Genomic DNA, 25,553 nt, shown 5'->3' with positions numbered 1-25,553 from the left:
TGGGGAAGGGCTGAGGGGCTCGGATTTCTTTCCCTCGCCATTCCCCGTCACGATGGCGTTGCTTTGTGCGCCCACTGCACCTCAGGCTGCAGAGTGCTCTTGGGCCCTGACAAGCGACCATGGACTTGCTGGAAGCGCATCTGCGTTCAGGGCGATCCCGAAAACATTGGCCAGGGTGGCGGGTGTGAGCACCGCATCGGGCGTCCCACGGGTCACGAGGCTGCCCCGGTGCAGGAGAACCAGTTCGTCGGCGAGGCCAGAGGCCAGCTGCAGGTCGTGCAGCACGGCGATGACGGCGAGGCCCTGCCGCGCGAGACCTCGCGCGGTGTTGAGCAGCGCGAGCTGGTGCTTCAGGTCGAGGCTCGCAATGGGTTCGTCGAGGAACAGGGCCTGCTGCGACTCAAGCGTTCGGCCCGCCGCGAGCTGCGCCAGCACCCGGGCGAAATGGACCCGCTGCCGCTCTCCGCCCGAAAGGGTCTGGTAGTTGCGCGGCGCCAGATGGGCGACGTCCGCCTGTTCCAAGGCCTCAAACGCAAGACGCTGCCGGTCGCTCCTGGATAAGCCTCGGCCGATTCCTTCAGTGCCGAGGCTTGCCACCTCGAAGACCGTGAAGGGGAAATTGAGGTCGGAGGCCTGAGGCATCACCGCCCTGCGATGGGCCAGACGCCAGGCCGGAATCGCGTGCAGCGTCTCCCCGTTCCAGCGCACCGCGCCACGCGCAGGCGCAAGCTCGCCGCACAGGAGGCGCAGCAGCGTCGACTTGCCGGCACCGTTGGGGCCGATGATGATTGTGAAGGAGCCGCCGGCGAACGCGAGATCGACTCCGTCGACCAGCACCCTGCCTCCGCTGTGATAGGCGAGATCCGTGGCTTCCAGAAGCGCGCTCATAGGGCCATGCCTCCCGGGCGGCGCAGCAGGAGCCAGAGAAAGAACGGCGCGCCGATGGCCGCGGTGAGGATGCCGATCGGCAGCTCCGCCGGCGCTACCATGGTGCGCGCCACCGTGTCGGCGGTCACAAGCAGGGCTGCGCCCAGCAGCGCCGATGCAGGTAGCAGCATCCGGTGATCGGCGCCCGCCATCAGGCGCAGCACATGCGGCACGACGATGCCGACGAAGCCGATCATGCCAGAGGCGGCAACGGAGGCGCCCACAGCAACCGCCACGAGCAGGATCGCAAGGGCTTTGACGCGCTGCACCGGCACACCGAGATGAAAGGCCTCTGCCTCGCCGAGCGCGAGGGCGTTCAGGCCGCGCGCCAGAAAGGGCATGGCGAGAAGAGTGAGCAGGATGAAGGGCGCGACCGTCATGGTCTTCGTCCAGGTGGCGCCGCTCAAGGAGCCGAGGGACCAGAAGGAGAGATCGCGCAGCTGCCGGTCGTCGCTCACATACGAGAACAGGCCCATGACCGCGCCGGACAGCGCCCCGAAGGCAACGCCGGCGAGCAGCATGGTGGCGATCGAGGTGCGGCCGCTGCGCGTTGCGACGACATAGAGCGCCAGCGTCGTCAGCAGCCCGCCGGTGAAGGCGCCGACAGGCAGGGCCGTGAACGGCAGAGGCCCGATCAGCGGCGCCAGCAGCGCGTCCCCGAGAACGATCGTCGTGGCGGCCGCCAGGGCCGCGCCTGCCGAGACGCCGATGAGGCCCGGATCGGCGAGGGGATTGCGGAAAAGGCCCTGCATCAGGGCGCCGGACGCGGCGAGCGCCGCGCCGATGAGCAGACCGAGCAGAAGACGCGGCAGGCGCACCTGCAGGATGATGAGCCCGTCGCCGCCGAGCGCCGTGCGGCCCATGACGGCATCCGTGACGATGGACAGCGTCCGCGACAGCGGAACGCCCGTGGCCCCGAGGCCGAGCGCCACGAGGCTCACCAGCAGCACCAACGCTGCAAGCAGCGTCAGCAGCAAAGCCCTGGATTCGCGAAACCCTGTCCGGACGCGACCCTGCTGAAGCGCAACCGACGTCATCGCTTCGCCTGGGCGATCTGATCGGGATGGAGCGCCGCCATCAGGTCGCGGGCCGCTTCGGGTGTGCGCGGGCCGAAGCCGAGGAGATAGAGCGAATCCATCACTACGAGGCGCCGGCCCTCGGCGGCGGGTGTTGCGGCAAAAGCCGGATAGGCGAAGGGGTCGTAGGCCGCGCCACCGGGGCCGTGGTTCATCATGACGATGGCCTCGGGCGCGGCTGCGATCAGGCCTTCGTCCGACAGGGGCTTCCAGCCGCTGAGAGACGATGCCGCATTGGTGGCTCCGGCCAGCGCGAGCATGGCATCGGCCGTTGTTCCCTGCCCGCCGACGAGCGGCCGTCCGTTCTGGAGCGACAGGACGAAGAGCGTGCGGGTCGCGCGCTTGACCCCGGCCCTCGCCTCGGAAAGCCCTGCAAAGCTTGCCTCGATCTCCTTCACGAGCGCCAAGCCCTGACCGGAGGCACCGAGAGCCTGCGCGATCACCGCGACACGCTTCACGATGCCCGCCGGGCTCGGTTCGTCCGGCACACGGACGATGGGGACGCCAGCCTGCTCGATCAGCTTCAGGGCATCGGGTGGGCCGGCCCCCTCCGAGGCGACCACAAGGCTCGGGTTGAGCGAGAGCACGCCCTCTGCGCCGAGCGCGCGGACATAGCCCACATTGGCTTTCGTCTTGAGCGCATCGGCGGGGTGCAGGCTCGTGGAGTCCACGCCGACGATGTCGCCGGCATAGCCGAGGCGATAAAGGATTTCCGTCACCGCGCCGCCGACACTGACGATCCGGCGCGTGGTTTCGGCGCGTAAGGGTGGCGCACAGAACAGGAGCGGCGATGCGAGAAGCAGTGTGCGGCGTGACAGCATCGGGGACAGCCTTCTACTTGGTGAGGATCAGCTTGCCGCTGGCTGTGACGCGCAGGCGGTAGCGTTCGCCCCGGTGGAGGAGCACCACCTCGCGCCCGGCCCCGATCAGGCTTGCCACATCGATCTCTTTCGCCGGGGGCGCCCTGTCAGGCTTGATGTCCGATGGTGAAGGCGGATTGTGCACGATGATCCCCAGATTTTACTTGCTCTAAACTGCATATTAGAATTTTCATCATGTATTCGCAGTTTAGAACCATGTAAAACTGCGAGTACGCGAGTCCGTATTGACGCAGTTACTTGATTTGGCTATCGGATGTAAACCCTTCTCCCGCAGGAGACGGGCAAGTAGCCAGCCAGCGTGAATTCGATTTCTGCGCGAGCCAGCCAGTCCTCAAGAAAAGCACTATGAAAGACTGGGATCGTCAGGATGATTACCTTCCTGCGCGAATGCCTTCGCGCGTCCACTTCACCCCTCGCCCTTCTCGTTCTCGCCCCTCTCACGGGCGCGACGCTGGCCACCGGCGCGCAGGCGCAAGCACAGGGGCAGGCTCCGATGCCGGAAGCGCCCCTGTTCACCACGCTCGACGCCATCACGGTTACGGCCGAGCGTGCACCAACGCCCGTCTATGACAGCCCCTCGACAGTCAGCGTCACGTCGCAGCAGGAGATCGACCGGAAGAACATCAACTCCCCGCGCGATCTTGCCCGCGAGGAGCCTGGTGTCTCGGTGGGCAACCAGCCCTCGCGTGGCGGCGCCACCAATTACGTGATCCGCGGCATCGGCGAGAACCGCGTGCGCGTGCAGGTGGATGGGGTCAAGATCCCGGACTTTCCCGAGACCAATATCGGCGCGGGCACCTACACCCGCGACTTTGTCGATTTCGACAGCCTGAAGCAGGTCGAGATCATCCGCGGTCCGTCGTCGGCTCTTTATGGCAGCGACGCCATCGGCGGCGTGGTCTCCTATGTCACCAAGGATCCGTCCGATTACCTCAATCTCGTCGGCAAGGATTGGTATCTCTCGGCCAAGACGGGCTACGACACCGAGGACAGAAGCTTCCTGCAGACCTATACCGGAGCCTGGCGCTTCGGGCCGTGGGAGTCGCTCATCCTCTACACCCATCGCCAGGGCCACGAGGTGCGGCCGAACCTCGACGACGATTCCACGCTGCGGCCCAACCCGCAGGATTTTTCCGCCGACAACGTGCTCGCCAAGCTGCTCTACAATGCAGGCGATTGGGGGCAGTTCAAGCTCACCGGCGAGTTCCTGCGCAAGGAGGTCGGCACGGAGCTTCTCAGCGACCGCTCGAACATGCCCGGCGGTGGCGGCATGCCGTTTACCCGCGTGTTCGACTCTGACGCGGACGACACCACCACCCGTCCGCGCCTGAGCTTCGACTGGATGCTGCCTGTGACCTGGTCCGTCGCCGACACGGTGCGCACCAGCGTGTACTGGACGAAGGTGGACCGCGAGGAGAAGACGCTGCAGCAGCGCGGCACATCGTTTTCGGGCCCACCGGCCGAGCCCAACCGCATCCGCCTCTCGGATTTCGGCTTCAACCAGGAGATCTACGGCGCCGAGGTTCAGTTCTCGGGCACCCGCCAATGGGGCGAGTGGGAGCACAGCTTCATCTACGGCGCGTCCATCGACTCGACCTCCACGTCGCGTCCGCGCAACCGGATCGAGCGGAACCTCGACACGGGGGTCGAGACGCCCACGATCTCCGGCGAGTCCTTCCCCAACAAGAATTTTCCCGACACCGAGACGGTGCAGGCCGGCCTCTACGTGCAGGACACCGCGCGCTACGGAAGGCTGCGGATCATTCCTGCCATCCGCTTCGACACGTACTATCTCGATCCGAACCCGGATGCAGATTTCGACCGCTCGAACCAGCGCGACTTTGCCGTCGAGGCGCAGAACGAGTTCGCCGTCTCGCCCAAGTTCGGCATCACCTACGACCTGACGGATCAGCTGCGCGTCTTCGGTCAGTATGCCCGCGGCTTCCGCGCACCGCCCTACGACACGGCGAATTTCGGCTTCTCGAATCCGGTCTTCTTCTATGAGATCCTGCCGAACGGCAATCTCAAGCCGGAGACCAGCGACGGCTTCGAGGTGGGCCTGCGCGGACGCTTCGACAACGGCTCCAGCTTCCAGGTGTCGGGCTTCTACAATCTCTACAACGACTTCATCGAGACGGTAACGGTCGGCACGTCGCCGGCGGGCCTCACCCAGTTCCAGTACCAGAACCTGTCGAACGTGCGGATCTGGGGCGTCGAGGCCAAGGGCGACTGGCGCCTGACGCCGAACTGGTCGATCTTCGGAGCGCTGGCCTATGCGCAGGGTGAGGACGAGGAGACGGGGCTGCCGCTCGACTCCGTCGATCCGTTCACGGCTCATGCAGGCATCCGCTACCAGCACGAAGCCGGCTGGGGCGCCGAGGTCAGGGCGCGCGGCGCTGCGGGGAGAAACCGGGTCAGCGATGCGACCTATTTCCGGCCCGATTCCTATGTGACCATGGATGCCCTGGTGTTCTACGACCCGACGCCAAACCTCTCGCTCAACCTGAGCGCCTACAACCTTCTGGATGCCGAGTACCACAATGCCCAGGATGTGGCAGGCGTGCTGGCCACCAACCGCAACCTCGATCTGTTGCGCGCATCGGGCCGCACCTTCGCGCTCAACGCGACGATCCGCTGGTGATTTTTGGACGCGCGGGAGATCGCCGGTCTCCCGCGCGTCCGCTTTGCTGACAATGGAGACACCCATGTTCATTGCCATGAATCGCTTCAAGGTTTTGAAGGACGCCACGCAGGAATTCGAGCAGCGCTGGCTCACGCGGGAGAGCTACCTGCATGAGCTCGACGGCTTCATCGCGTTCCACATGCTGCGCGGCCCTGAGCGCGAGGATCATGTGCTGTATTCCTCGCACACCGTCTGGGCCTCGAAGGCGCAGTTCGAAGCCTGGACGCGCTCCGAGCAGTTCCGTGCCTCGCATACGCGCGCCAGCACAGGATCCAACAAGCCGCTGACCCTGGGCCACCCGGAGTTCGAGGGTTTCGATGTGATTCAAACCATCGGCCGAACAGCGAAAGCGGCGGAGTGAGAGCATGACCCTTCCCGTGGACGAACTGATCCGACAGGATCTCGCGGCAAAGCCGGACGGCATCCTCGAGCAGGTTGCGGAAAGCCGCGGTGTGCCGATGCAGGCGGTGCTCGATTGCCTTCCACCCGAGGCCGCCATGCGGGTGCCAGGCGACCTCTACCAGGAGATCTGGCAGGATCTGACCGAGTGGGGCGTGATCACCCTCGTGGTGCATACCCGTGACGGCGTGTTTGAATGCGAGGGGGGCATTCCGGCCGGAACCCTGGGCCATGGCTATTTCAACATCCATGGGGAGACGCCCATCGGCGGGCACTTGAGGATGGAGCGCTGCCGGTCCATCTATTTCATCGACCGACCCTTCTTCGGCAAGAGGTCCTGCTCGGTGCAGTTCGTCAACCTGGAGGGCGGTGTGATGTTCAAGATCTTCGTGGGCCGCCACGAGGACCGCGCTCTCAGGCCGGACCAGGTCGCCCGGTTCGAGGCCCTGCGCGCGAAATACCAAAAGACGCCGTGAGCGGCTATGCAGGGAGCATTGAGGCCAATGGCAAAGGATCCATTCCTGCCCGTTGATGACGAGGCCCGCGGGCTTGCAAAGAAGCTCATGCGCACGGTGCGGTCCGGCGCGCTCGCCACCAATGACGGGGAGAGCGGCATGCCGTTTGCAAGCCTCGTGCAGGTGGGAACGGATCTCGACGGTTCGCCCGTCATCCTCACGTCCCAGCTCTCGGCTCATACGCAACTGTTGGAGGCCGATCCGCGCTGCTCGCTGCTCCTGTCATCCGTGGGCAAGGGCGACCCGCTGGCCCATCCGCGCTTGACTCTCCTGGCAACGGCTCAAAGGCTCGACCGGGAAAGCCCTGAGGCACAGCAGATCCGCCGCCGCTACCTGCTGCAGCATCCCAAGGCCGAGCTCTACGTGGACTTTCCGGATTTCGCCTTCTGGCGTCTGGCAATCGTGTCAGGCAGCCTCAACGGCGGCTTCGGCCGGGCCTATCGCATGACCAAGGAGGATCTGCTGGCGGACCTCTCCGGGTTCTTCGACTTCTACGATTTCGAGGCGCAGGCCGTGGAGCACATGAACGAGGATCATGCCGACGCGGTGGCGCTTTATGCCACGCAGCTCTGCGGCGCCCGCGAGGGTACCTGGCGCCTGATCGGCATCGATCCAGACGGTGTTCAGATGGCGCTCGGCGATGAGATCCTGCGGCTGCCCTTCCCAAGGGCGCTCACCGGTCCGCACGAGGTGCGGCCGATGCTGATCCGGCTGGCAAACGAGGCGCGGGGCCGGATTTCATAGGCGAGCGTTGGCCAACCTGTGGCAGAATGGACCTTGCCTTGAGCGCTGAGGGATCGCATCAAGAGGCTGGATCGCGCACCATCATCGCCCGATCTGCCGGTCCAGGACTCCTCAGTCGACAATGCGCCTTCCTTCCGTTCCTCCCCAAGCCCGCTCGATCTTCGCGGCCCTTGCCGATGCCGGCACACGGTTTTCGCGCAACGACGGCCTTGCCATGGCAAGCCACGTGGCGCTCTCCCTGGTGATCGCGCTCTTTCCCTTCCTGATCTGTGTCGCGGCGCTGGCAGCCCTTTTCGGCGCCGGGCGTATCTCCACCCATATCATCCATCTGCTCTTCGACTTCTGGCCCGAGGGTGTCGCAGGTCCGTTGGCGCGGGAGGCCGACAAGGTTCTCATCCCCCGCAGGAACGTTCTGACGATCAGCGTCGTGCTGACGCTGCTCGTTGCCACGAACGGCGTGGAGAGCCTGCGGATCGCCCTGTGCCGGGCTTATGGAGTCGAACGGTTCCGACCCTGGTGGCAGGCCCGGCTGATCGGCGTGGGCTTCGTGCTGATCGGTGCGGGGGCGCTGGTGGCCTCGGCAGTCCTCGTGGTGCTGTGGCCGTCCTTCTGGCGCGCCGCGGTGCTGTCGATGCCCGACCTGAAGGCTCTGGGTCTGACCTACGACGCGGTACGCTACGGGCTCGCGTCCATCGTTCTGGTGGCGGGCCTCGCCGCCGCCCATCTCTGGCTGCCGGATGCCCGGCCCCGCGCATGGAACGTGCTGCCCGGCATCGCCGCGACCCTGATCCTGTGGCTTGCGGGAGCCAGCCTCTACGGCGAGTTCCTGGCCAACATGACCCACCTGAAGACAACCTATGCGGGCCTTGCCGGAATCCTGACCGCGCTGATCTTCCTGCAGATTTCTGCGGCGATCTTCATCTTCGGGGCCGAACTCAACGCCGCCCTGCGACGGCGGACGCGGCCGGCTGAGGATCAAGCCTCGTTCATCGTCGAAGCGGAAACCGCCTCTGCGGTGCAGCTCTAGCTCACGCCCTCGTCCTGCTTCCTCTCGCAATCCCGCTTCGGGCTTTGCTGCGGAGGCCGCTGCTCTTGAGCAACGACAGTGCTGTCTGCAGGTGTTTCCGTCGCAGACGCCGGAGCGGCGAAGATCGTCAACAAGGCGAGGGAGAGAATGCGAAGCATGTCGGTCGTTCCCTGGTCGAAGCAGGCCGATGCTAGGACCAACCGGACTCGATGGCCAGCCCGTCTCACAGGCAAGTGATCAGGCCCATTCGTGCCTCTTGAAAACCATAAAAACTGTTCCTAAAATCAGGATTGCCAAGGCCTTTCAGAGGCTTGGCCATACGGGCGCCGGCGGGTGTCCGGCGCTCTCGGATCCATGTTGCTCAATGGAGGATGTGGTTATGAGATCAGCTTTCGACTTCTCTCCCCTGTACCGCTCCACGGTCGGCTTCGATCGGCTGTTCGACATGCTCGATCAGTCCACGCAGGTCGAGTCCATGGCCAACTGGCCGCCCTACAACATCGAGAAACTCGGTGAGGACCAGTACCTCATCACCATGGCCGTTGCGGGCTTTTCTCCCGAGGAGATCGAGCTCACGCAAAAGGAAGGCCAGCTTCTCGTGATCGGCCAGAAGAAGGGCTCCGACGAGGGCAAGCAGTATCTGCACCGGGGCATCGCGACCCGCGCGTTCAAGCAGATCTTCAACCTCGCAGATCATGTGAAGGTGGTGGGTGCGAACCTCGAGAACGGCCTGCTGACCGTCGAGCTCAAGCGCGAGGTGCCCGAGGCTCTGAAGCCGCGCCGCATCGAGATCGCTTCCGGCAATGGTGTGAAAAGCTTGGGGCAGGACACTAGGTCGGTGCAGATCGAGCACGGCAAGGCCGCATAACGCGTCTCTTCAACGGCGCCGGCACTCCGCCGGCGCCACCTTAAGACGAGGCATGCATGAACCGGGCGGCCCTGACGAGGCGATCGGGGCCAAAATCGTCGTTCACGTTGAACTTCATCAACTCCGCCACCGTGGGGCTTTTCTCATCCGTTGAAGCCGCCGCCAAGACAGGCTAGACCCAAAGCAGGCTAGACCCTTGTCGGGTGCACTTTTGGGATCTCCCATGACAACACGCTTTCATCGCGGCGACCTGCCGGCGAATTACCAGCCCGGCTCCGCCATCGCGATCGACACGGAGACGCTGGGCCTCAACCCGCACCGGGACAGGCTCTGCGTGGTGCAGATCTCCACCGGGGACGGCACGGCGGATGTGGTGCAGATCCTCAAGGACGGGCCCCTGCCGGAGAACCTGATCCGCGTCCTGTCCGACGAGAGCGTGCTCAAGATCTTCCATTATGCCCGCTTCGATCTCGCCGTGCTCTTCCATAGCTTCGGGGTCATGCCGCGCCCGGTCTATTGCACCAAGGTCGCCTCGCGGCTCGTGCGCACCTATACGGACCGGCACGGCCTCAAGGATCTGGCGCGGGAGCAGCTCGGCGTGGAGCTGTCGAAGCAGCAGCAATCCTCCGATTGGGGCGCCGACACGCTCACCCCGGCCCAGCTCGACTATGCGGCCTCCGACGTGCTGCACCTGCATGCCTTGAGGGAGAAGCTCGACCGCATGCTGGAGCGGGAGAACCGTCTCGGCATTGCCCACCAATGCTTCAGCTTCCTGCCGACCCGGTCGCAGCTGGACCTTCTCGGCTGGTCCGAGACCGATATTTTCGCCCATTCTTGACGGGCGCTTAAACTTTCCCCCATAAAACCCATATCCGTCATAACATCGCCATGACCGTCAGGCATGGCGCGGGGCCGATTGTGAGGCGGAAGGGGTTCAGTAGTGGCGGTAATCGAGGGCACCACGATGCGTGACGGCCCGGCCTTGAGGCCGGCCGGCCGGTCGACGCGCGCCTATACCAAGGCCCGCCGCCACTCCCACTGGGTGCGCTTCGCCAAGATCGCCATTCCTCTCGGGTCCCTGATCGGCATGGCGGCCGTGGGCTTCGTGGCCTATTACGATCCGTTCCGGAACATCGAGAACCTGAGCTTCGGCTCGATCGGCGTGAGCGGCAGCAACGTCACCATGGCGAGCCCGAAGCTGACCGGCTTCAAGAACGACAACCGCCCCTACGAGGTGACCGCCACCGAGGCCACGCAGGATGTGCGCAAGCCCGACCTGGTGCAGCTCAAAGGTCTTAAGGCCCGCATCGTCACGGATGATCGCGGCAGCGTCGCTCTGCTCCAGGCCGCGAACGGTACCCTGGATACCAAGCGGGAGCAGATGCGGCTGCGCGACAACATCGTGGTCACCACGGATGCGGGCCACGAGGTCAAGCTCCGGTCGGCCTTTGTCCAGTTCAAGTCCGGCAACGTCACGTCCAACGAACCTGTCGAGGTCTCGTTCGGCAACGGCTCCATCGAGGCCGAAAAGCTGAAAGTAACGGACAACGGCAAGGTCATGAGCTTCGAAGGCCGCGTGCGCACCGTTTTCGAACCTACCCGCTCTGCCCCATCGTCCAAGGACGCCGCCGGCACAGGCTCCACGATGCCTGCATCAGTCACAGCGCCCCAACAGACAAGTACCCGTCCATGATGAGTTTCTCACGCGCCGTCCTCGCCATCGCGCTTCTCGCCTCCATTCCGATGCAGGCCGCCTGGGCTCAGGCCGGCAAGGAGCGCGCCGTCGGCTTCGGCAATTTCGGCTCCAGCAAGGAGCCGATCAAGATCGATGCCAACAAGCTCGACGTGTTCGACAAGGAGGGGCGCGCCGTCTTCACCGGAGACGTGGTGGCGGTTCAGGGCGAGAGCACCATGAAGTGCACGATCATGACCGTGTTCTACGAGCAGCGCGACCAGAACGGCGGACAGGCGGCCCCTGCCGCTGCCACGCAGGGTGCCGACGACAGCGCGATCAAGAAGATCGACTGCAAGGGCCCGGTCACCATCGTGTCCCGGACCCAGGTGGCGACCGGCGAGAACGCCACCTTCGACCGCGGCTCCAACAAGATCATGCTCACCGGCAATGCCACCCTGAGCGACGGGCCGAACGTCACCAAAGGCGAGCGGGTGCTCTATGACATCAACACCGGCGTGGCCAACATCGAAACCACCCCCGGCGGCCGCGTGAGGGCGCTGTTCGTGCCCGGCAACGGCGGTCCGGCTCCCACCGGCGCCGGCGGAGCGAACGCCCCCGCCAACGCCGCCAAGCCGAAGCCGGCTCAAAGGCCGGCGACGAACTAAGGCGGGAAGAAACCTTCCCGACCCATCCCTTCCATCACCAGCGATGATCCTGTGAAACCGCTTTTCAACCGTTCTCAACCCGGTCCTTCGGACGTGAGCCTCCTGGAGCCCTATGCGGCCGGGCCGGTCCCGCATGGCTCCTCCCGGACCGAGGGCGAGGGTGCCTTCGGCGGCGCAGGCATCCTGGCCGTGAAGGGCCTGCAGAAGAGCTATCGCGGCCGCACCGTGGTGCAGGATGCGGGCCTGCAGGTGCGGGCCGGCGAGGCCGTCGGCCTGCTCGGACCGAATGGCGCGGGCAAGACCACGATCTTCTACATGATCACCGGCCTCGTCGGGGCGGATCGCGGCGTCATCAGCCTCGACGGCCATGACGTGACGGGCCTGCCCATGTACCGCCGCGCCCGCCTCGGCATCGGCTATCTTCCGCAGGAAGCCTCGATCTTCCGCGGCCTCAACGTGGAAGACAACATCCGCGCCGTGCTCGAGATCGTGGAGCCCAGCCGCAAGGAGCGCGAGCGCAAGCTCGACGCGCTCCTCGAGGAGTTCAACATCACGCGCCTGCGCAAGTCGCCGTCCATCGCGCTCTCGGGCGGCGAGCGCCGCCGCTGCGAGATTGCCCGGGCGCTTGCGGGCGAGCCGACCTTCATGCTCCTCGACGAGCCCTTCGCAGGCATCGATCCCATCGCCGTGGGCGACATCCAGAACCTCGTGCGGCACCTGACCCGCCGCGGCATCGGCGTGCTCATCACGGACCATAACGTCCGCGAGACCCTGGGGCTGATCGACCGCGCCTACATCATCCATTCCGGCCGCGTTCTGACAGAGGGCACGCCGGACGCCATCGTGGCAAACGAGGAAGTGCGACGCCTGTATCTGGGCGAGGATTTCCGCCTCTACTAAAGCATCGGGCCCAAAAGTGGACTTGCACTTTTGGGATTGATCCGATGCTCTAAGACGTATCCCTTTTGACGGATCGCTCCCGATCCCGTTAAAAATCGAAGGGCATGCAGGAAGCATGCCTTTTCGGGTGCGGTCATGAGTGCGATGCAACGACTGGAGCTGCGCCAGGGCCAGTCCCTGACCATGACCCCCCAGCTCGTGCAATCCATCAAGCTGCTGCAACTCTCCCATGCGGAACTCGCCGCCTATGTGGCGGCCGAACTCGAGCGCAATCCCCTGCTGCAGGAAGGCGAGATCCGGGCCGATGCGCCTGGCCTGAGCCTCGCCGATTTTCTGCGCGCCAAGCAGAAGGCGCAAGCTGCAGGCTCCCGGATCGTCCCCGGTCCGCCGCCCTTGCGCGGCCAAGCCGCGTCAGGAGCGTCCGGCCCGGCTCACGGGGAGATCAGGCCGGAGCTTGAGGAGACGTTGGCCCGCACGGCCAGCCTGGCCGAACACCTGGAGGCGCAGCTCGATCTTGCCACCTCCGACCCCCACCTTCGCACAATCGGCGAGCACCTGATTCATAGCCTCGACGAGGCCGGCTACCTCAGGGATGACCCGGCGGACATCGCCGCACATTTGGACGTGCCGTGCGTCGATGTCGAAGCCGCCTTGCAGCTGGTCCAGACCTTCGAGCCGGCAGGCGTCGGCGCACGCAACCTTGCCGAGTGCTTAGGCATTCAGTTGAAGGAGCATGGCCGTCTCGATCCGGCCATGCAGGCGCTGCTCCAGCATCTCCATCTCGCCGCGCGGCAGGATTTCGCCGCCCTGCGGAAGGTGTGCGGTGTTGACGGGGAGGACCTCGCCGCCATGCTGGCCGAGATCCGCCGCTTGGAGCCGAAGCCCGGCCTTGCCTTCACGCCAGCCAGGGTCGACGTGCTCGTACCGGACGTGCTGGTCCGGCCTGCGCCCGACGGCAGCCTGGCGGTGGAGCTCAATCCCGAGACCCTGCCCCGCATCCTCCTCGACCGCACCTATTACGCCGAGGTGGCAAAGGTCCTGAACAAGGAGGAGGACAAGAGCTTCCTGTCCGAGTGCGTCCAGACCGCGAGCTGGCTCACCCGCAGCCTGGAGCAGCGCGCCAAGACCATCCTGAAGGTCGCGGCCGAGATCGCACGCCAGCAGGAGGACTTCTTCCGCACCGGCATGGCCGGGTTGCGCCCGCTCACGCTGAAAAGCGTGGCGGAAGCCATCGGCATGCACGAATCCACAATCTCCCGGGTGGCGGCGAACAAGGCCATCGGCACCGAACGCGGCACCTACCCGATGAAGTTCTTCTTCGGCGCCGCCACGGGGGAGGGCGAGCATGCCGCCAAGGCCGTGCGCCATCGCATCGGCCAGATGATTGGCACGGAGAAGCCGGACGATGTGCTGTCGGATGAGGCAATTGCCCACAAACTGAAACAGGAAGGCATTCAGGTTGCCCGCCGCACAGTGGCGAAGTACCGGGAGGCTCTGCGCATCCCGCCCTCGGCGGATCGCCGCCGCCGGCACAGTCACAAAGCTTGACCGCTTGAACCCAAGATTTCAAGACTTGCATTGGCTCCCATTCGGATCATCATCTCCAAGCGTCACCCCTGAAGGTTCGCGGCAAAAGCGAAGGCGCAAGCGGAGGAGAATGCGATGACATTGAGAGTGTCGGGGAAGAATCTCGATATCGGCGAAGCTCTCAGGTCTCAGGTCCAGGCCCGAATGGCCGGTGCGCTGGCGAAGTATTTCGACGGCGGCTATTCCGGCCATGTGACCGTCACCCGCGACGGCGGCGGGTTTCGCACCGACTGCGTGCTGCACCTCACCTCCGGCATGACCTTGGAGGCCTCCGGGGCCGCCGGCGATGCCTATGCCAGCTTCGACCAGACCGCAGGCCGGATCGAGAATCGCCTGCGCCGCTACAAGCAGCGGCTCAAGGGCAAGTCAGGCGCGGGTGTGCGCACCGTCGGCATCGAGGTGCCCTATGCGGTGTTCGAGGCGCCGAGCGATGAAGTCGAGGAAGAAGGCTTTCATCCTATCGTCGTAGCCGAGACCACGAAGCCGCTTCACACGCTCTCCGTCAGCGACGCCGTGATGCAGCTCGACCTCACGGGAGCGGCCGCTCTCGTGTTCATCCACGCTAGCACCCGACGCGTGAACGTCGTATATCGCCGCGGCGACGGAGCGATCGGTTGGGTCGATCCGCCGCTTGCACAGGCTTGAGAGGGTCTACCTCTTTTGGCCCAGTTCTTGCGTGGAACGGTGAGAGGCCTTCCAGGCTTCACATCAAGAATGCAGCGTGATCGATGCCCTTGCTGGACTTTCTAGACCCTCAGGCCGTCCTGCCCGCCTTGCGCGTCAACGGCAAGAAGCAGGCTCTTCAGGAACTGGCTTCCCAGGCGGCCCGGCTCACGGGCCTTCCCGACAGCGCCATCTATGAGGCTCTCCTCCAGCGCGAGCGGCTCGGCTCCACCGGGATCGGCGAAGGCATCGCCATTCCCCATGGCAAGCTGCCGGGCCTGACGCGGATCTTCGGTCTCGTGGCCCGCCTCGACAAGCCGGTGAACTTCGAGGCTCTCGACAGCCAGCCGGTGGACGTGCTCTTCCTGCTCCTGGCTCCTGAGGGCGCCGGCGCGGATCACCTCAAGGCCCTGGCGCGGGTTGCCCGCGTTCTGCGTGAGCCCGGCCTCATCGAGCGGGTGCGCGCCACCCGGGATGCGGCTGCCCTCTACGCCATCATGACCGAGCTGCCGAAAGCCGCCTGAACCCGGCAGGGTCGGGCTTCTGACGTAACGTAAAGATATCTTTAAGACGTCCTCCGCAATCTTGCCGCAACGGTACAAGAAGGATTCGGGGGCAATGGCGTTTCTGGCTCGGTTGAAGCAGCCGTCGGTGCGGATGCGCGTCGCGACGTTGAGCGGCGTGATGGTGCTTGGTTTTGCGGTCATCGGTGCGGTGTTCCAGACAGGCCGCTCCGAGGTGGAGCAAGCGCTCTCGGCGCAGCAGACCTATTCGGCGCTGGCCGAGAAGGCCAACGGGTTTCGCGGCCGGGCCGATGGCCTGAAGGTTGTGGCCGGTGAGTGGACCACGAGCCGCCTCAGCCATCACGGCCAGGCTTTCATCGAGCAGCACAAGGCGCTGGCCGCCCAGCTCGACGAGATGAGCGCGGCACCGGGCTCAAGCCTGATCGAGCCCGAGATCGCCGCCCTGAAGCAGCACGCCTCCGCCCTGCTGAGCCAGGGCAAGAGCCTCGACAAGCTCTACACCGGCATCGGCACCAAGCCGGACGAAGGCGCCCAGGGGCGTCTGCTCAAGGCCGAAGCCAATCTCGAAAAGCTGGTGCGGCCCCTGACGGGCAGCGGCGAGACCATCGCCTGGCGCCTGTGGGCCGCCATGCTCGGCATGTTCAACCAGGAGGCCCGCGCCCGGATCCTGCTCGAGGAGAGCATCCTGGGTGCCTTCGAGGTCGAGCAGGGACGTTTTACCCGCGCCCTGGCCCAGCTTTCCAGTGACTTGGCCAAGGAGAAGGCCGCCGTCGAGAGCGCCAGCGTGTCGTTCCAGGAGGCCTTCAATGCCTGGGGCGAGCTGGAGCGGGAGGTCTCGGGCCAGAGCGAGAAGCTCATGGGGCAGTTCGACCTGCTCGTGCCGGTGCTCGACCAGTTGCTTGCCAAGGTCCGAACCGAGGCTCACAAGACGGATGAGCAGCTCACCGCCTCGCAGCAGCGCACCTTCACCCTGATTCTCTGGGCCATGGGCGCGACGCTTCTCTTCGGTCTGGTCCTGAACTTCATTGTCGGGCGCTCGATCTCCCTGCCGCTCACCCGGCTGCAGCAGGCCATGCGCCGGCTCGCCGACGGCGATGCGTCCGTCGAGATTCCCTCCACCAAGGGCACTGACGAGATCGGCGCCATGGCCCGCACCGTGCTGGTCTTCCGCGACAATGCCCGGGAGCGCGAGCGGCTCACCCACGAGCGTGAGGGCATGGCGGCGCTCGATGCCGAGCGCGCCCATGCGATCTCCAACGCCATCACGTCATTCGACACGACGGTCGAGCAAATCCTGGCAGAGGTCCGCGAGGTCACGGGCGATCTCGCCAAGGCCTCCGGCCAGTTGGAGGGCTCGGCGAACCACGTGACCCAGCAGGCGCAGATCGCGGGCGCCGCATCCTTAAGGACGGCGCATAACATGTCGGCGGTGGCGAGCGCCGCCGAGGAGCTCGATGCCTCCCTGTCCGAGGTCGCCGCCCAGACCAACGCCTCGGCGAAAGCCTCCGAGCGCGCCGTGGCGGAGGCCCGGGGCGCTTCGAGCAGCATGACAACCCTGTCTGCCGCGACATCCCAGATCGGCGAAGTGGCAGGCCTCATTCGCACCATCGCGGCGCAAACCAACCTGCTGGCGCTCAACGCCACCATCGAGGCGGCCCGCGCCGGCGAGGCCGGCAAGGGCTTTGCCGTGGTGGCCAGCGAGGTGAAGGACCTGGCCGGCCAGACCGCCAAGGCCACCGAGGAGATCGCCCGGCAGATCGAGGCAGTGCAGGCTGCCTCGCGGGAAACCCTGGTGGCGCTCGGCACCGTGCAGGCCTCCGTCGAGGATCTGGCCGGGGTGGTGTCCACGGTGGCCGGAACCGTAAGCCAGCAGACGGCAGCCGTGTCGGAGATCGCCCAGTCGGTGGCACAGGTTTCCACGGAAGCACAGGCCGGCACCTCAGCGATCGAGACTACCCAGGGCGTTGCCGTGCAGTCTCTCGATGCGGCCCGAACGGTCGCGGACCTCTCGGTGGCTCTGGAACATCAGGCGAAGCGGCTCGGAGCCGAAATCCACCAGTTCCTCAACAGCGTGAAGGCCGCCTAGGAACGTTATCCTATACGAGGAGGGGCAGGAATAGGAGTGGTCTGACCGGGTGAGACCTTTCCGTCATGGCCGGGCCTGTCCCGGCCATCCCGATCCTGAAAAGAACCGTGCCTCACCGCATCGGGATCACCGGCACAAGGCCGGTGATGACGCGGTAGGGAGAGCGGCGCCAAACTCGGTCGGCCAGCGCTTTGACTGTACGACCCCCGCCCCGGTCGCTGCGCGACCACCCCTCCCCGCAAGGGGGAGGGAAGTACACCTCTTAAGGCTGCCCGGCCATTTCCCAGACGAGTTGGACATTGGCCGTGTAGCGGATCGTCGCCGGCGGCACGATCGGCACCGATTCGGCTCCCTTGGCCATCGCCATGGACATGCGCATGTCGGGCTGCGGCTCGAAGGGCTGGGCCGAGCCGTCCCGGATCTCCAGCAGGCGACCGAGCGAGACGCCCGCGGCGGCGGCATAGATTTCAGCCTGCCGCTTGGCGTCGCGAACCGCAGCCTCGCGCGCCTGGTCAGCGCCCTGCTCCTGCCGGTCGAGGCCGAAGGAGACCGCCTGGAAGGTCATGTCGCCGCTTGCCAGGATCTCGCCCGCGAGGCGTCCGACGCCCTCGAGATCGCGGGTGGTGATCCGCAGCTGATGATGCGCCGAGAATTTCGGCGTCTTCACCTCTTTGCCGTCGGGGCCGACCTGCTGCGGCGTCTGGAAGACTTGGAAGTTCGCGGTGCGGATATCCTCGCGCTTGATGCCGAGACCCTGAATGCGGGCGAGCACCCGCTCCGTGGCCGTATTGTTGGCGGTGCTCGCCTGCGCCACCGTCTCAGCCTGCGTTGCCACCGTCACGTGGATGCGCGCGAAATCCGGCTTCAGCTCCGCCTCGCCGGTCCCCATCACGCTGATTGTGGGCTGGCGCGGCGACGGGGCCTGAGCGAGGACTGGTGAGGCAAGGCTCAAGCAGACAAGAGCGGCGAGGGCGGAACGCATGACGTAATATCCTGTTCGAACGAAAAAGCCCCGCCCTGAGGCGAGGCTTGGCGGGCGCTCGAGAACATGCGCGCCCGAATCTGAGCGGCGGATTAACGGCCGGTTTTCACGCGGGTCCAGAGCCGCGTGACGGTGCGCTGAGAGCGCTCGTCATAGGCCGTGTTGGTGAAAAGCCGCTTCATGGTGGCGTCGTCCGGATAGATGCCGGGATTGTCCAGGATCGCCTTGTCGATGTTCTGCTTCGCGGCGAGATTTCCGGAAGCATAGGACACGAAATTCGTGTTCATCGCGGCGATCTCGGGACGGAGCATGAAGTTGATGAACTCATGCGCTTCCGTGACGTTCTTCGCGTCCGCTGGGATCACGAAGCTGTCGAACCACATCAGCGCTCCCTCGCGCGGAATGACATAGCCGACCTCGACGTTGTTCTTGGCTTCCTCGGCGCGGCTCTTGGCCTGGATCATGTCGCCCGAATAGCCCACCGCCACGCAGATATCGCCGTTGGCTAGCGCGTTGATGTACTCGGAGGAGTGGAACTTCTGGATGTTGCCGCGCACGCGGAACAGGGCATCGCCCGCCTTGTTCAGGTCCTCGATGCGCTTGGAATCGGGATTGAGCCCGAGATAGGCCAGCACGCCGGGAAAGAGGTCTTCGGGGCTGTCCAGCATGTAGATGCCGCAGGCCTTCAGCTTGGAGGACACTTCCGGCTTCATCACCAGATCCCAGGTGTTGAGCGGCACGTCGCCCAGGATCTCCTTGACCTTCTTGACGTTCACGCCGATGCCCGTGGTACCCCACATGTAGTTGACGGCAAACTGGTTGCCGGGATCGAACACGGCTAGGCGCTGCGTCACCTCCGGCCATTGGTTGGCGAGGTTCGGCAGCTTCGCCTTGTCGAGCTTCTGGAACACCTTGGCGCCGATCAGGCGCTGCACGAAGGGGCCCGACGGCACCACGATGTCGTAGCCCGACTTGCCGGCCAAGAGCTTGGTCTCGACGATCTCGTTATTGTCGTAGGTGTCGTAGACCACCTTGATGCCGGTCTGTTTCGTGAACTCGTCCAGCGCCTTCGGGTCCACGTAATCGGACCAGTTATAGACGTTGACCACGCGCTGCTGCTGCGCGGCGGCGCCGGTCACGAGCCCTAGGGTAAGGGCAACGGAAGCGAGAAGACGGAACATCAGGGGTGGGAACTCCTGCAAAAGGTGTGACAACGGGGGCAGGCTAGGAAATTCTGGCACAAGAAACAATGTCCAAGTTGCCGGCGGGGCTGCCGGGTTTCAGGCAGCCCGTTTGATCGCCTTCGCCAGCCGCTCCAATCCGGCATCCAGCGTCGAATCCTTCTTGGCGAAGCAGAAGCGCACCACGGTCTTCACCGCACCCTCCGCATAGAAGGCCGAGACCGGGATCGCCGCGATCCCATGCTCCATCACGAGGCGGCGGCAGAAGCCGACGTCGTCTGTCTCGCCGAGGGCTGAGATGTCGATGTTGACGAAATAGGTGCCCTGGCTTGGGATCACATCGAAGCCCAGTGTCCGCAAGCCGTCGGTGAAGCGGTCGCGGCTGCGGGCGAAGTTTTTGCGCATGCCCTCGAAATAGTCATCGTCCTTGGCAAGCCCGTAAGCCACCGCGGCTTGCAGGTTCGGCGCCGTGGTGAAGGTGAGGAACTGGTGGGATTTCGCCAGCACCTTCATGATGGCCGGCGCGGCGCACACGAAGCCCACCTTCCAGCCCGTGAGGCTGAAGATTTTTCCCGCCGAGCCGATCTTCACCGAGCGCTCGCGCAGGCCGTCGAGCGACAGGATCGGCCGGTGCTGCCTGCCGTCGAACACCACGTGCTCCCAGACCTCGTCGGAGATCGCGATCGCATCATACCTTCGGCAGAAATCGGCCAGCAGATTCAGGTCCTCGTCCGAGAAGGTCGTGGCCGTCGGATTGAGCGGGTTGTTGAACACCACCGCCTTGGTCTTCGGCGAGAAGGCCTGCGCCAGCGCTTCCTCCGTCAGGCGGAAATGCGGCGGCTGCAGGGTGACGAATTTCGGCACGCCGCCGGCGAGGCGCACGAGGGGAAGATACGCGTCGTACATGGGCTCGAACAGCACCACCTCGTCGCCGGGCTCCACGATGCCGAGGATCGCGCCCGCTAGCGCCTCCGTGGCGCCGGAGGTCACCATCACCTCGGTGTTCGCGTCGAGATCGACGCCCTGCCAGTGCTTGTAGTGCGCAGCGATGGCCGAACGCAGTTCCGGGATGCCCATCATCGACGGATACTGGTTGTAGCCGTTGAGCACCGCGTCGGCGGCCGCCCGCCGCACGTCCTCCGGTCCCGGATCGTCCGGAAAGCCCTGGCCGAGGTTGATGGCGCCGGTCTCGCGGGCGAGGCTCGACATCACTTCGAAGACGGTGGTGGGCAGGTTGGCGAACAGACGATTCATGCCGCTCTCTCGATGAATGTTTGCTGAGGTGCTGAACTGCTTCGTATCACGGAGCCGCGGGAGATCGAACCGGGTTTCTCATGACGTCATAGCCAGCACCTGTGGGCCCGCAGCTTGCGCTGCGAGCCTGTGGCATGTCGAGGATGGCGCGTTGGGCAGCCCGGCTCGATGGCGGTGTATGGAAGGTGAGAGCCGAACTGCTCGTCACGCGCGGTTTGTTTCAGCGGACCTGGTCAGTGCCAGGATCGGCCACCCGCGATCACAGGCTTGCGAGACCTGCGGCGGGACCGCTCCTTACCCCGCATCTGCGACGCCTCGCGAGCGCGCCCCTCGAAGGGAAAGGATGCACAACGATATAGCCGAGCTTAGGCGAAGTGTCAAGAACAAAGTAAGAACATGTATGCTGCTCCACCCTGGCTGGTCCCCTCCACAGGATGAGGACAGAGGGAGACAGGCTGGGGGATCACACCGGCACAAGGGCTGCCATGGCGGCGAGCGTCATCCCGGGGCTGCGCAGCAGAACCCGGGATCGCCGGACGAGAATGGCTCCCCTTCACCTCTCCTTGTGGGAGAGGTCGGACCGGAGGTCCGAGTGAGGGGTTACACCCTAGCCGGAGAAGCCTGTAACCCCTCACCCCGGCCCTCTCCCATCCCAAGTCGGGTGTTCCTGACTTGGGCGAGCAAGAACAGATCTCGGGAACACCCGAGATCCGGGAGAGGGAGACCCGCGCCTTATCCTGCACGCGATCCCGGCTCGCCTGCGGCGTCCGGGATGGGGATGATGCAGCGTGATGCCCGGTGTCATTCCTGGCCGGAGCAGCAGCGGATGGGAAGGGAATTCACCCACACTCTCAGCCCCATGGATCTCCCTCCCTCGCTCCGCTTGGCCTGAGGATCACAGGGGCAGGCCCTGTCCCTGCCGTGCCGCGGAACCCCCGCCCGATGCCTAAGGGGCTTGCGCTGAGGGCATCCCTGATGGGACAAGGTTGCATTGACAAAGAGATGAGCCCATCCGATACCCCGGGGCAGCAGACGGCAGGGCCATGAATCGGCAGGACTTCAAGAAAACTCTCATCGTTATGCACGATCTCGTGGTGACCGGCGTGGCCGTCCTCGCGACGTTCTTCGTGCGCTTCGAGGGGACGCTTCTGAGCGAGCGGCTCGTCCACCTGCCGCTCTTCCTGCCGCCCTTCATCGCCTTCGCCGGGGTGGTCTACTGGTTTTCCCAGCTCTACCGCTCCAAATGGCGCTTCGCCTCCCTGCCGGACCTGTTCAACATCTTCCGGGCCTCGAGCATCCTGGCTCTGACCCTGCTGGTGGTGGACTACATTCTCGTTTCGCCGCAATTCCTGGGAACGTTCTACTTCGGCAAGATCTCGATCGCCCTCTACTGGCTGATCCAGATGTTCCTGCTGGGCGGCCCGCGGCTTGCCTTCCGCTACCTGAAATACGCCCGGTCCCGGAACAGCCTGCAGCGCGATGCCAGCACGCCGACCCTGCTGCTCGGGCGAGTCGCCGATGTCGAGGTGATCCTGCGGGCCATTGAAGCGGGAACAGTCCGCAAGATCCAGCCCAGGGGCATTCTCTCCTACCGCAGCGACGATCTCGGCCAGTCCATGCGCGGCGTTCCAGTGCTCGGCACGTTCGGCGACCTGGACCAGGTGGTGCAGGACTTCCAGGAACGGGGCGTGCCCATCCGCCGGCTGGTCGCGACCCCGAGCGCGCTCACGCCGGAAGCCAACCCGGACATGCTCCTCGCCCGCGCCCGCCGCCTCGGCCTGCCGCTGGTGCGGGTGACGAGCCTCGGCGAGGGCATGCGCAACGCCGAGCTCGCGCCGCTGGAGATCGAGGACCTGCTCCTGCGCCCCACCGTGCAGATCGACCGGCAGCGGCTCGAGACCTTTATCCGCGGCAAGCGCGTGCTGGTCACGGGCGGCGGCGGCTCCATCGGGTCCGAGATCTGCACCCGCGCGGTGGCCTTCGGGGCGAGCGATCTTCTGATTTTGGAAAGCTCCGAGCCGTCCCTCCACCACATCCTCGAGAACCCGACGCTCCTGTCCAGCGACACCAATGTGGACGGCGTCATTGCCGACGTGCGCGACCGGGAGCGGGTGCGCGAGGTCATGAGCGCGTTCAAGCCGGAGGTGGTCTTCCACGCGGCCGCCCTCAAGCACGTGCCCTATCTCGAAAAGAACTGGACGGAAGGCATCAAGACCAATGTGTTCGGCTCGGTGAACGTGGCCGATGCGGCGGTGGAGGCCGGCGCCGACACCATCGTGATGATCTCCACCGACAAGGCCATCGATCCGGTCTCGATGCTGGGCGCCACCAAGCGCTTCGCCGAGATGTACGGGCAGGCGCTCGATGCCGAGTTCATGGGCCGCAACGGCGCCACCCGCACCATCGCGGTGCGCTTCGGCAACGTGCTGGGCTCGGTCGGCTCCGTGGTCCCCAAGTTCAAGGCGCAGATCGCCCGCGGCGGCCCCGTGACCGTCACCCATCCGGACATGGTGCGCTATTTCATGACCACCCGCGAGGCGGCCGACCTAGTGCTCACCTCCGCGTCCCATGCGGAGGAAAGCCGGTCCCTGACCGAGCGCACCAACGGCGACGAGCGCGCCTCGGTCTATGTGCTGAAGATGGGCCAGCCCGTGCGCATCTACGAGCTCGCCGAGCGCATGATCCGGCTTGCCGGCTACGAGCCGGGCGAGGATATCGAGATCGCCGTCACCGGTGCGCGCGCCGGCGAGCGCCTGCACGAGATTCTCTTCGCCCGCGAGGAGCCGCGCACGGAGATCGGCATCGACGGTGTGATGGCGGCAAAGCCCATCTTCGCCGACCGCGAGCGGGTCGAGCAATGGCTCAAGATCCTGGACCGCGCCCTCGTGGAAGGCGACCGGGCCCTGGCCGAGCGGGTGTTCGAGGAGGCGATCCCGGAATTCAAGCGCCGGACGCCTGCCCCCCCGCTTGTCGCGCCAGTTCCGCAAGCGCGTCTCGCGTCGAACTGACCGGCTGCCAGCCTAAGCGCCTCAAGGCCTCCGGGCTTGCCACCAGCGAGCCCGCCAGCCGCTCATAGGCCTCGCCTTTTCCTGCCAATGCCGCTGCCGCTTTGAGAATGAAGGACGGAACGGGTACCAGCCCGGGCCCGCGGCCCTGGCCTTCGCGCAGGGCGCTCACCATCTCGGGAATCGTCACCGGTTCCGGATCCGCCACGATGAGCGGGCGCCTCAAGGGTCCGTCCGCCTTCAGGGCCGTGTCCACTGCTGCAGTCAAATTGTCGAGTGAGACGAGCGAGCGCTTGGCTCTCAATCCGCCGAGCGGCAGGGGCCAGGGCGATTGCGCGAGACCGAGCAGGGCGGCCATGTTGCCCTTCACGCCGGGGCCGTAGACGAGGACCGGGCGAAGCGCCACCCAGTCGAGGCCGAGTTCGGCCAAGCCCCGCTCGGCTTCGAGCTTCGAGCGGCCGTAGGCGTCCGTAGGCTCAGGCGCCATGCTCTCCGTCAGCACGCGATCAGTGGAGGGGCCGCTCTGCGCCCGGATCGATGAGAGGAAGACGAAGCGCTTCACGCCGGCCCGCTCGGCGGACTGAGCGAGCTTCACGGTCGCCTCCGTGTTGATGCTGCGGTAATCGTCCTCCGGGCGGCCCGACATGGCGTGCGCCAGGCCCGCCGAGTGGATCACCATGTCCACGTCGCGCAGGGCCGCCGCCATATTGTGCGGGGAGGCGATGTCGCCGATCACGGCGCTCGTGGCGCCCGCCGGCACCTCGGAGGGGCGGCGCAGCAGCACCCGGACCCGGTAGCCCCGTTTGGGAAGCTCGGAGAGGAGGTGCCGTCCGATGAAACCCGTTGCGCCGGTGAGGGCAATCAGGGGTGCGTTCATCGGGAAACCTCCAAAGGCGTTGTCTGGCGTGGTGTGGAAAAGCGCCTGAGGACCAGGCCAACGAGGATGATCCCCGAGACAAGCGCCGCGATCTGCACGGCGCCCGAGGACCAGATCAATGTCATAGCGGCGAGACCGGCCAGGACAAGGTTGAGCCCGAACACATGGGCGCTGACGTCGAGCGCCGAGAAGCCGTTGTCGGTGGCCTTCTGGTAGAAATGGCTGCGATGCGCCTCCCATACCTTTTCACGGCGGTGTAAGCGGCGCAGCAGGGTGATGGTGGCATCCATGAGATAGTAGAGGGGCAGCAGGAGAGCGGCGGCGAGCGCCCCGGTTCCGGCGAGTTCCAGCAGCATCCAGCCGACGAGAAGGCCGATGGGCAGTGAGCCGACATCGCCGAGGAAGAGCTTTGCAACGGGCTTGTTGAAGGGGGCGAAGCCGAGAAGGGCGCCGCAGAGAAGAGCCGCCATGATCGTTGCATCGGTTGGCAAAAATCCCAGGAACGGGATCAATCCAATGAACGCTGTGACGGGCACCATCTCGGCGACGGTGATCCAATCAAGCCCGTCCATGAAATTGACGAGGTTCACAAACCATACGCCACCGAGGATCAGAAGGACTCGCTCTGCTCCAAGAGGAAGCCACTCCGGAAAAACGCGTGCGTCACCGACCAGAATGACAGCGCCGACGGCGACTATCTGGAGAACAAGGCGCACAATTGCAGGCAGAGGTCTGATGTCGTCCAAGGCCCCAATGAGCGCAAGACCGGCAACGGATAGGCCCAGCACCTGCAGTTGAATGGATTCGCCGATCGGAAGAAAAAACAGACAGCCGAGCAGGAAGCATGCGCCGATCACGGCAATCCCACCGCCTTGTGGCGTCGGGATCTTATGACTCGAGCGCGCATTCGGACGCGCTAGCGCATAGCGAATGAGCAGGGGCTTCAGAAGAAAGATCAGAAGAGCCGAGACCACGGCTCCGGCCAACAGGGCGGCCGACAGGCCCATGAGCAACAGGATTGAGTCCTCTGCCAT

The 25,553-nt window shown here is 65.2% G+C and carries 25 protein-coding genes; 15 read left to right on the top strand and 10 right to left on the bottom strand.

The features are described from left to right. Nucleotides 1-81: 81 nt before the first annotated feature. The 4 genes from IC232_RS12515 to hemP are packed head-to-tail and all read right to left on the bottom strand — an operon-like array spanning nt 82 to nt 3,008. Complete coding sequence (locus tag IC232_RS12515) at nt 82-888, bottom strand: heme ABC transporter ATP-binding protein (RefSeq protein WP_190845299.1); 807 nt, start codon at nt 886-888, stop codon at nt 82-84. Then, the gene (locus IC232_RS12510; RefSeq protein WP_190845298.1) at nt 885-1,964 is read right to left on the bottom strand and encodes a FecCD family ABC transporter permease; all 1,080 of its coding nucleotides are present in this window, start codon (nt 1,962-1,964) and stop codon (nt 885-887) included. Before IC232_RS12510 ends, IC232_RS12515 begins: the two co-directional genes overlap by 4 nt. Further along, nucleotides 1,961-2,824, bottom strand: a complete 864-nt coding sequence (locus IC232_RS12505; protein ID WP_190845297.1) for a hemin ABC transporter substrate-binding protein — start codon at nt 2,822-2,824, stop codon at nt 1,961-1,963. Before IC232_RS12505 ends, IC232_RS12510 begins: the two co-directional genes overlap by 4 nt. Before the next feature lie 13 nt (nt 2,825-2,837). Further along, complete coding sequence (gene hemP / locus IC232_RS33075; RefSeq protein ID WP_244445283.1) at nt 2,838-3,008, bottom strand: hemin uptake protein HemP; 171 nt, start codon at nt 3,006-3,008, stop codon at nt 2,838-2,840. Nucleotides 3,009-3,251: 243 nt separating this feature from the next. Here hemP and IC232_RS12495 point away from each other — a divergent pair, with 243 nt between their 5' ends. The 5 genes from IC232_RS12495 to IC232_RS12475 all read left to right on the top strand — a co-directional run bounded on the left by IC232_RS12495 (nt 3,252) and on the right by IC232_RS12475 (nt 8,252). After that, the gene (locus IC232_RS12495; RefSeq protein ID WP_190845296.1) at nt 3,252-5,525 is read left to right on the top strand and encodes a TonB-dependent hemoglobin/transferrin/lactoferrin family receptor; all 2,274 of its coding nucleotides are present in this window, start codon (nt 3,252-3,254) and stop codon (nt 5,523-5,525) included. Between the two features lie 64 nt (nt 5,526-5,589). Then, entirely contained in the window at nt 5,590-5,928 is a 339-nt protein-coding gene (locus IC232_RS12490) for an antibiotic biosynthesis monooxygenase family protein (protein ID WP_190845295.1), read from the top strand. 4 nt (nt 5,929-5,932) lie between these two features. Further along, nucleotides 5,933-6,442 carry a heme utilization cystosolic carrier protein HutX gene (gene hutX / locus IC232_RS12485; RefSeq protein ID WP_190845294.1) on the top strand — a complete coding sequence of 170 codons (510 nt, stop codon included), beginning with the start codon at nt 5,933-5,935 and terminating at the stop codon, nt 6,440-6,442. A gap of 27 nt (nt 6,443-6,469) precedes the next feature. Then, nucleotides 6,470-7,225: a HugZ family protein gene (locus IC232_RS12480; RefSeq protein ID WP_190845293.1), complete on the top strand. Its 756-nt coding sequence runs from the start codon at nt 6,470-6,472 to the stop codon at nt 7,223-7,225. Nucleotides 7,226-7,346: 121 nt separating this feature from the next. Then, a complete protein-coding gene (locus tag IC232_RS12475; protein ID WP_190845292.1) occupies nt 7,347-8,252 on the top strand; it encodes a YihY/virulence factor BrkB family protein in 906 nt (301 codons plus the stop codon). Here the strand turns inward: IC232_RS12475 and IC232_RS12470 are convergent. After that, nucleotides 8,249-8,410, bottom strand: coding sequence for a hypothetical protein (locus IC232_RS12470; protein WP_190845291.1), 162 nt, complete (start codon nt 8,408-8,410; stop codon nt 8,249-8,251). The two genes, IC232_RS12475 and IC232_RS12470, sit on opposite strands and share 4 nt — an antisense overlap. A 221-nt stretch (nt 8,411-8,631) precedes the next feature. Here IC232_RS12470 and IC232_RS12465 point away from each other — a divergent pair, with 221 nt between their 5' ends. The 9 genes from IC232_RS12465 to IC232_RS12425 all read left to right on the top strand — a co-directional run bounded on the left by IC232_RS12465 (nt 8,632) and on the right by IC232_RS12425 (nt 17,220). Continuing rightward, entirely contained in the window at nt 8,632-9,120 is a 489-nt protein-coding gene (locus IC232_RS12465) for an Hsp20 family protein (protein WP_190845290.1), read from the top strand. 223 nt (nt 9,121-9,343) lie between these two features. Continuing rightward, nucleotides 9,344-9,958, top strand: a complete 615-nt coding sequence (locus IC232_RS12460) for a ribonuclease D (RefSeq protein WP_190845289.1) — start codon at nt 9,344-9,346, stop codon at nt 9,956-9,958. 102 nt (nt 9,959-10,060) lie between these two features. Beyond that, entirely contained in the window at nt 10,061-10,813 is a 753-nt protein-coding gene (lptC, locus tag IC232_RS12455; protein ID WP_190845288.1) for an LPS export ABC transporter periplasmic protein LptC, read from the top strand. Further along, complete coding sequence (locus IC232_RS12450) at nt 10,810-11,460, top strand: LptA/OstA family protein (protein WP_190845287.1); 651 nt, start codon at nt 10,810-10,812, stop codon at nt 11,458-11,460. Before lptC ends, IC232_RS12450 begins: the two co-directional genes overlap by 4 nt. 51 nt (nt 11,461-11,511) lie before the next feature. Beyond that, on the top strand, nt 11,512-12,360 hold the full coding sequence (lptB, locus tag IC232_RS12445) for an LPS export ABC transporter ATP-binding protein (protein ID WP_409564923.1): 849 nt from the start codon (nt 11,512-11,514) through the stop codon (nt 12,358-12,360). A 135-nt stretch (nt 12,361-12,495) separates the two neighbouring features. Then, the gene (rpoN, locus tag IC232_RS12440; protein WP_190845286.1) at nt 12,496-13,908 is read left to right on the top strand and encodes an RNA polymerase factor sigma-54; all 1,413 of its coding nucleotides are present in this window, start codon (nt 12,496-12,498) and stop codon (nt 13,906-13,908) included. Between the two features lie 114 nt (nt 13,909-14,022). Then, entirely contained in the window at nt 14,023-14,592 is a 570-nt protein-coding gene (gene hpf / locus IC232_RS12435; RefSeq protein ID WP_190845285.1) for a ribosome hibernation-promoting factor, HPF/YfiA family, read from the top strand. Between the two features lie 83 nt (nt 14,593-14,675). Continuing rightward, on the top strand, nt 14,676-15,134 hold the full coding sequence (gene ptsN / locus IC232_RS12430) for a PTS IIA-like nitrogen regulatory protein PtsN (RefSeq protein ID WP_190845284.1): 459 nt from the start codon (nt 14,676-14,678) through the stop codon (nt 15,132-15,134). A 94-nt stretch (nt 15,135-15,228) separates the two neighbouring features. Next, nucleotides 15,229-17,220: a methyl-accepting chemotaxis protein gene (locus tag IC232_RS12425; RefSeq protein ID WP_190845283.1), complete on the top strand. Its 1,992-nt coding sequence runs from the start codon at nt 15,229-15,231 to the stop codon at nt 17,218-17,220. A 262-nt stretch (nt 17,221-17,482) separates the two neighbouring features. Here IC232_RS12425 and IC232_RS12420 read toward each other — a convergent pair whose 3' ends face one another. The 3 genes from IC232_RS12420 to IC232_RS12410 form a co-directional block, all read right to left on the bottom strand. Then, complete coding sequence (locus IC232_RS12420) at nt 17,483-18,202, bottom strand: SIMPL domain-containing protein (RefSeq protein WP_190845282.1); 720 nt, start codon at nt 18,200-18,202, stop codon at nt 17,483-17,485. A 92-nt stretch (nt 18,203-18,294) separates the two neighbouring features. Further along, entirely contained in the window at nt 18,295-19,383 is a 1,089-nt protein-coding gene (locus IC232_RS12415; protein ID WP_190845281.1) for a polyamine ABC transporter substrate-binding protein, read from the bottom strand. A 99-nt stretch (nt 19,384-19,482) separates the two neighbouring features. Continuing rightward, nucleotides 19,483-20,637, bottom strand: a complete 1,155-nt coding sequence (locus IC232_RS12410) for an aminotransferase (protein ID WP_190845280.1) — start codon at nt 20,635-20,637, stop codon at nt 19,483-19,485. A gap of 1,043 nt (nt 20,638-21,680) precedes the next feature. Between IC232_RS12410 and IC232_RS12405 the strand changes: the two genes are divergently transcribed. Beyond that, nucleotides 21,681-23,645 carry a nucleoside-diphosphate sugar epimerase/dehydratase gene (locus IC232_RS12405; RefSeq protein ID WP_190845279.1) on the top strand — a complete coding sequence of 655 codons (1,965 nt, stop codon included), beginning with the start codon at nt 21,681-21,683 and terminating at the stop codon, nt 23,643-23,645. On the opposite strand, the gene IC232_RS12400 is transcribed toward IC232_RS12405, so the two are convergent. Both IC232_RS12400 and IC232_RS12395 read right to left on the bottom strand, forming a co-directional pair. After that, the gene (locus IC232_RS12400) at nt 23,578-24,519 is read right to left on the bottom strand and encodes an NAD-dependent epimerase/dehydratase family protein (protein WP_190845278.1); all 942 of its coding nucleotides are present in this window, start codon (nt 24,517-24,519) and stop codon (nt 23,578-23,580) included. The genes IC232_RS12405 and IC232_RS12400 overlap by 68 nt on opposite strands. Further along, nucleotides 24,516-25,553, bottom strand: coding sequence for an MraY family glycosyltransferase (locus IC232_RS12395; protein WP_246812174.1), 1,038 nt, complete (start codon nt 25,551-25,553; stop codon nt 24,516-24,518). Before IC232_RS12395 ends, IC232_RS12400 begins: the two co-directional genes overlap by 4 nt.

The organism is Microvirga sp. (genome assembly GCF_014699075.1).
Classification (GTDB): Bacteria; Pseudomonadota; Alphaproteobacteria; order Rhizobiales; family Beijerinckiaceae; genus Microvirga.
This window is presented reverse-complemented; position numbering and strand designations above follow the sequence as displayed.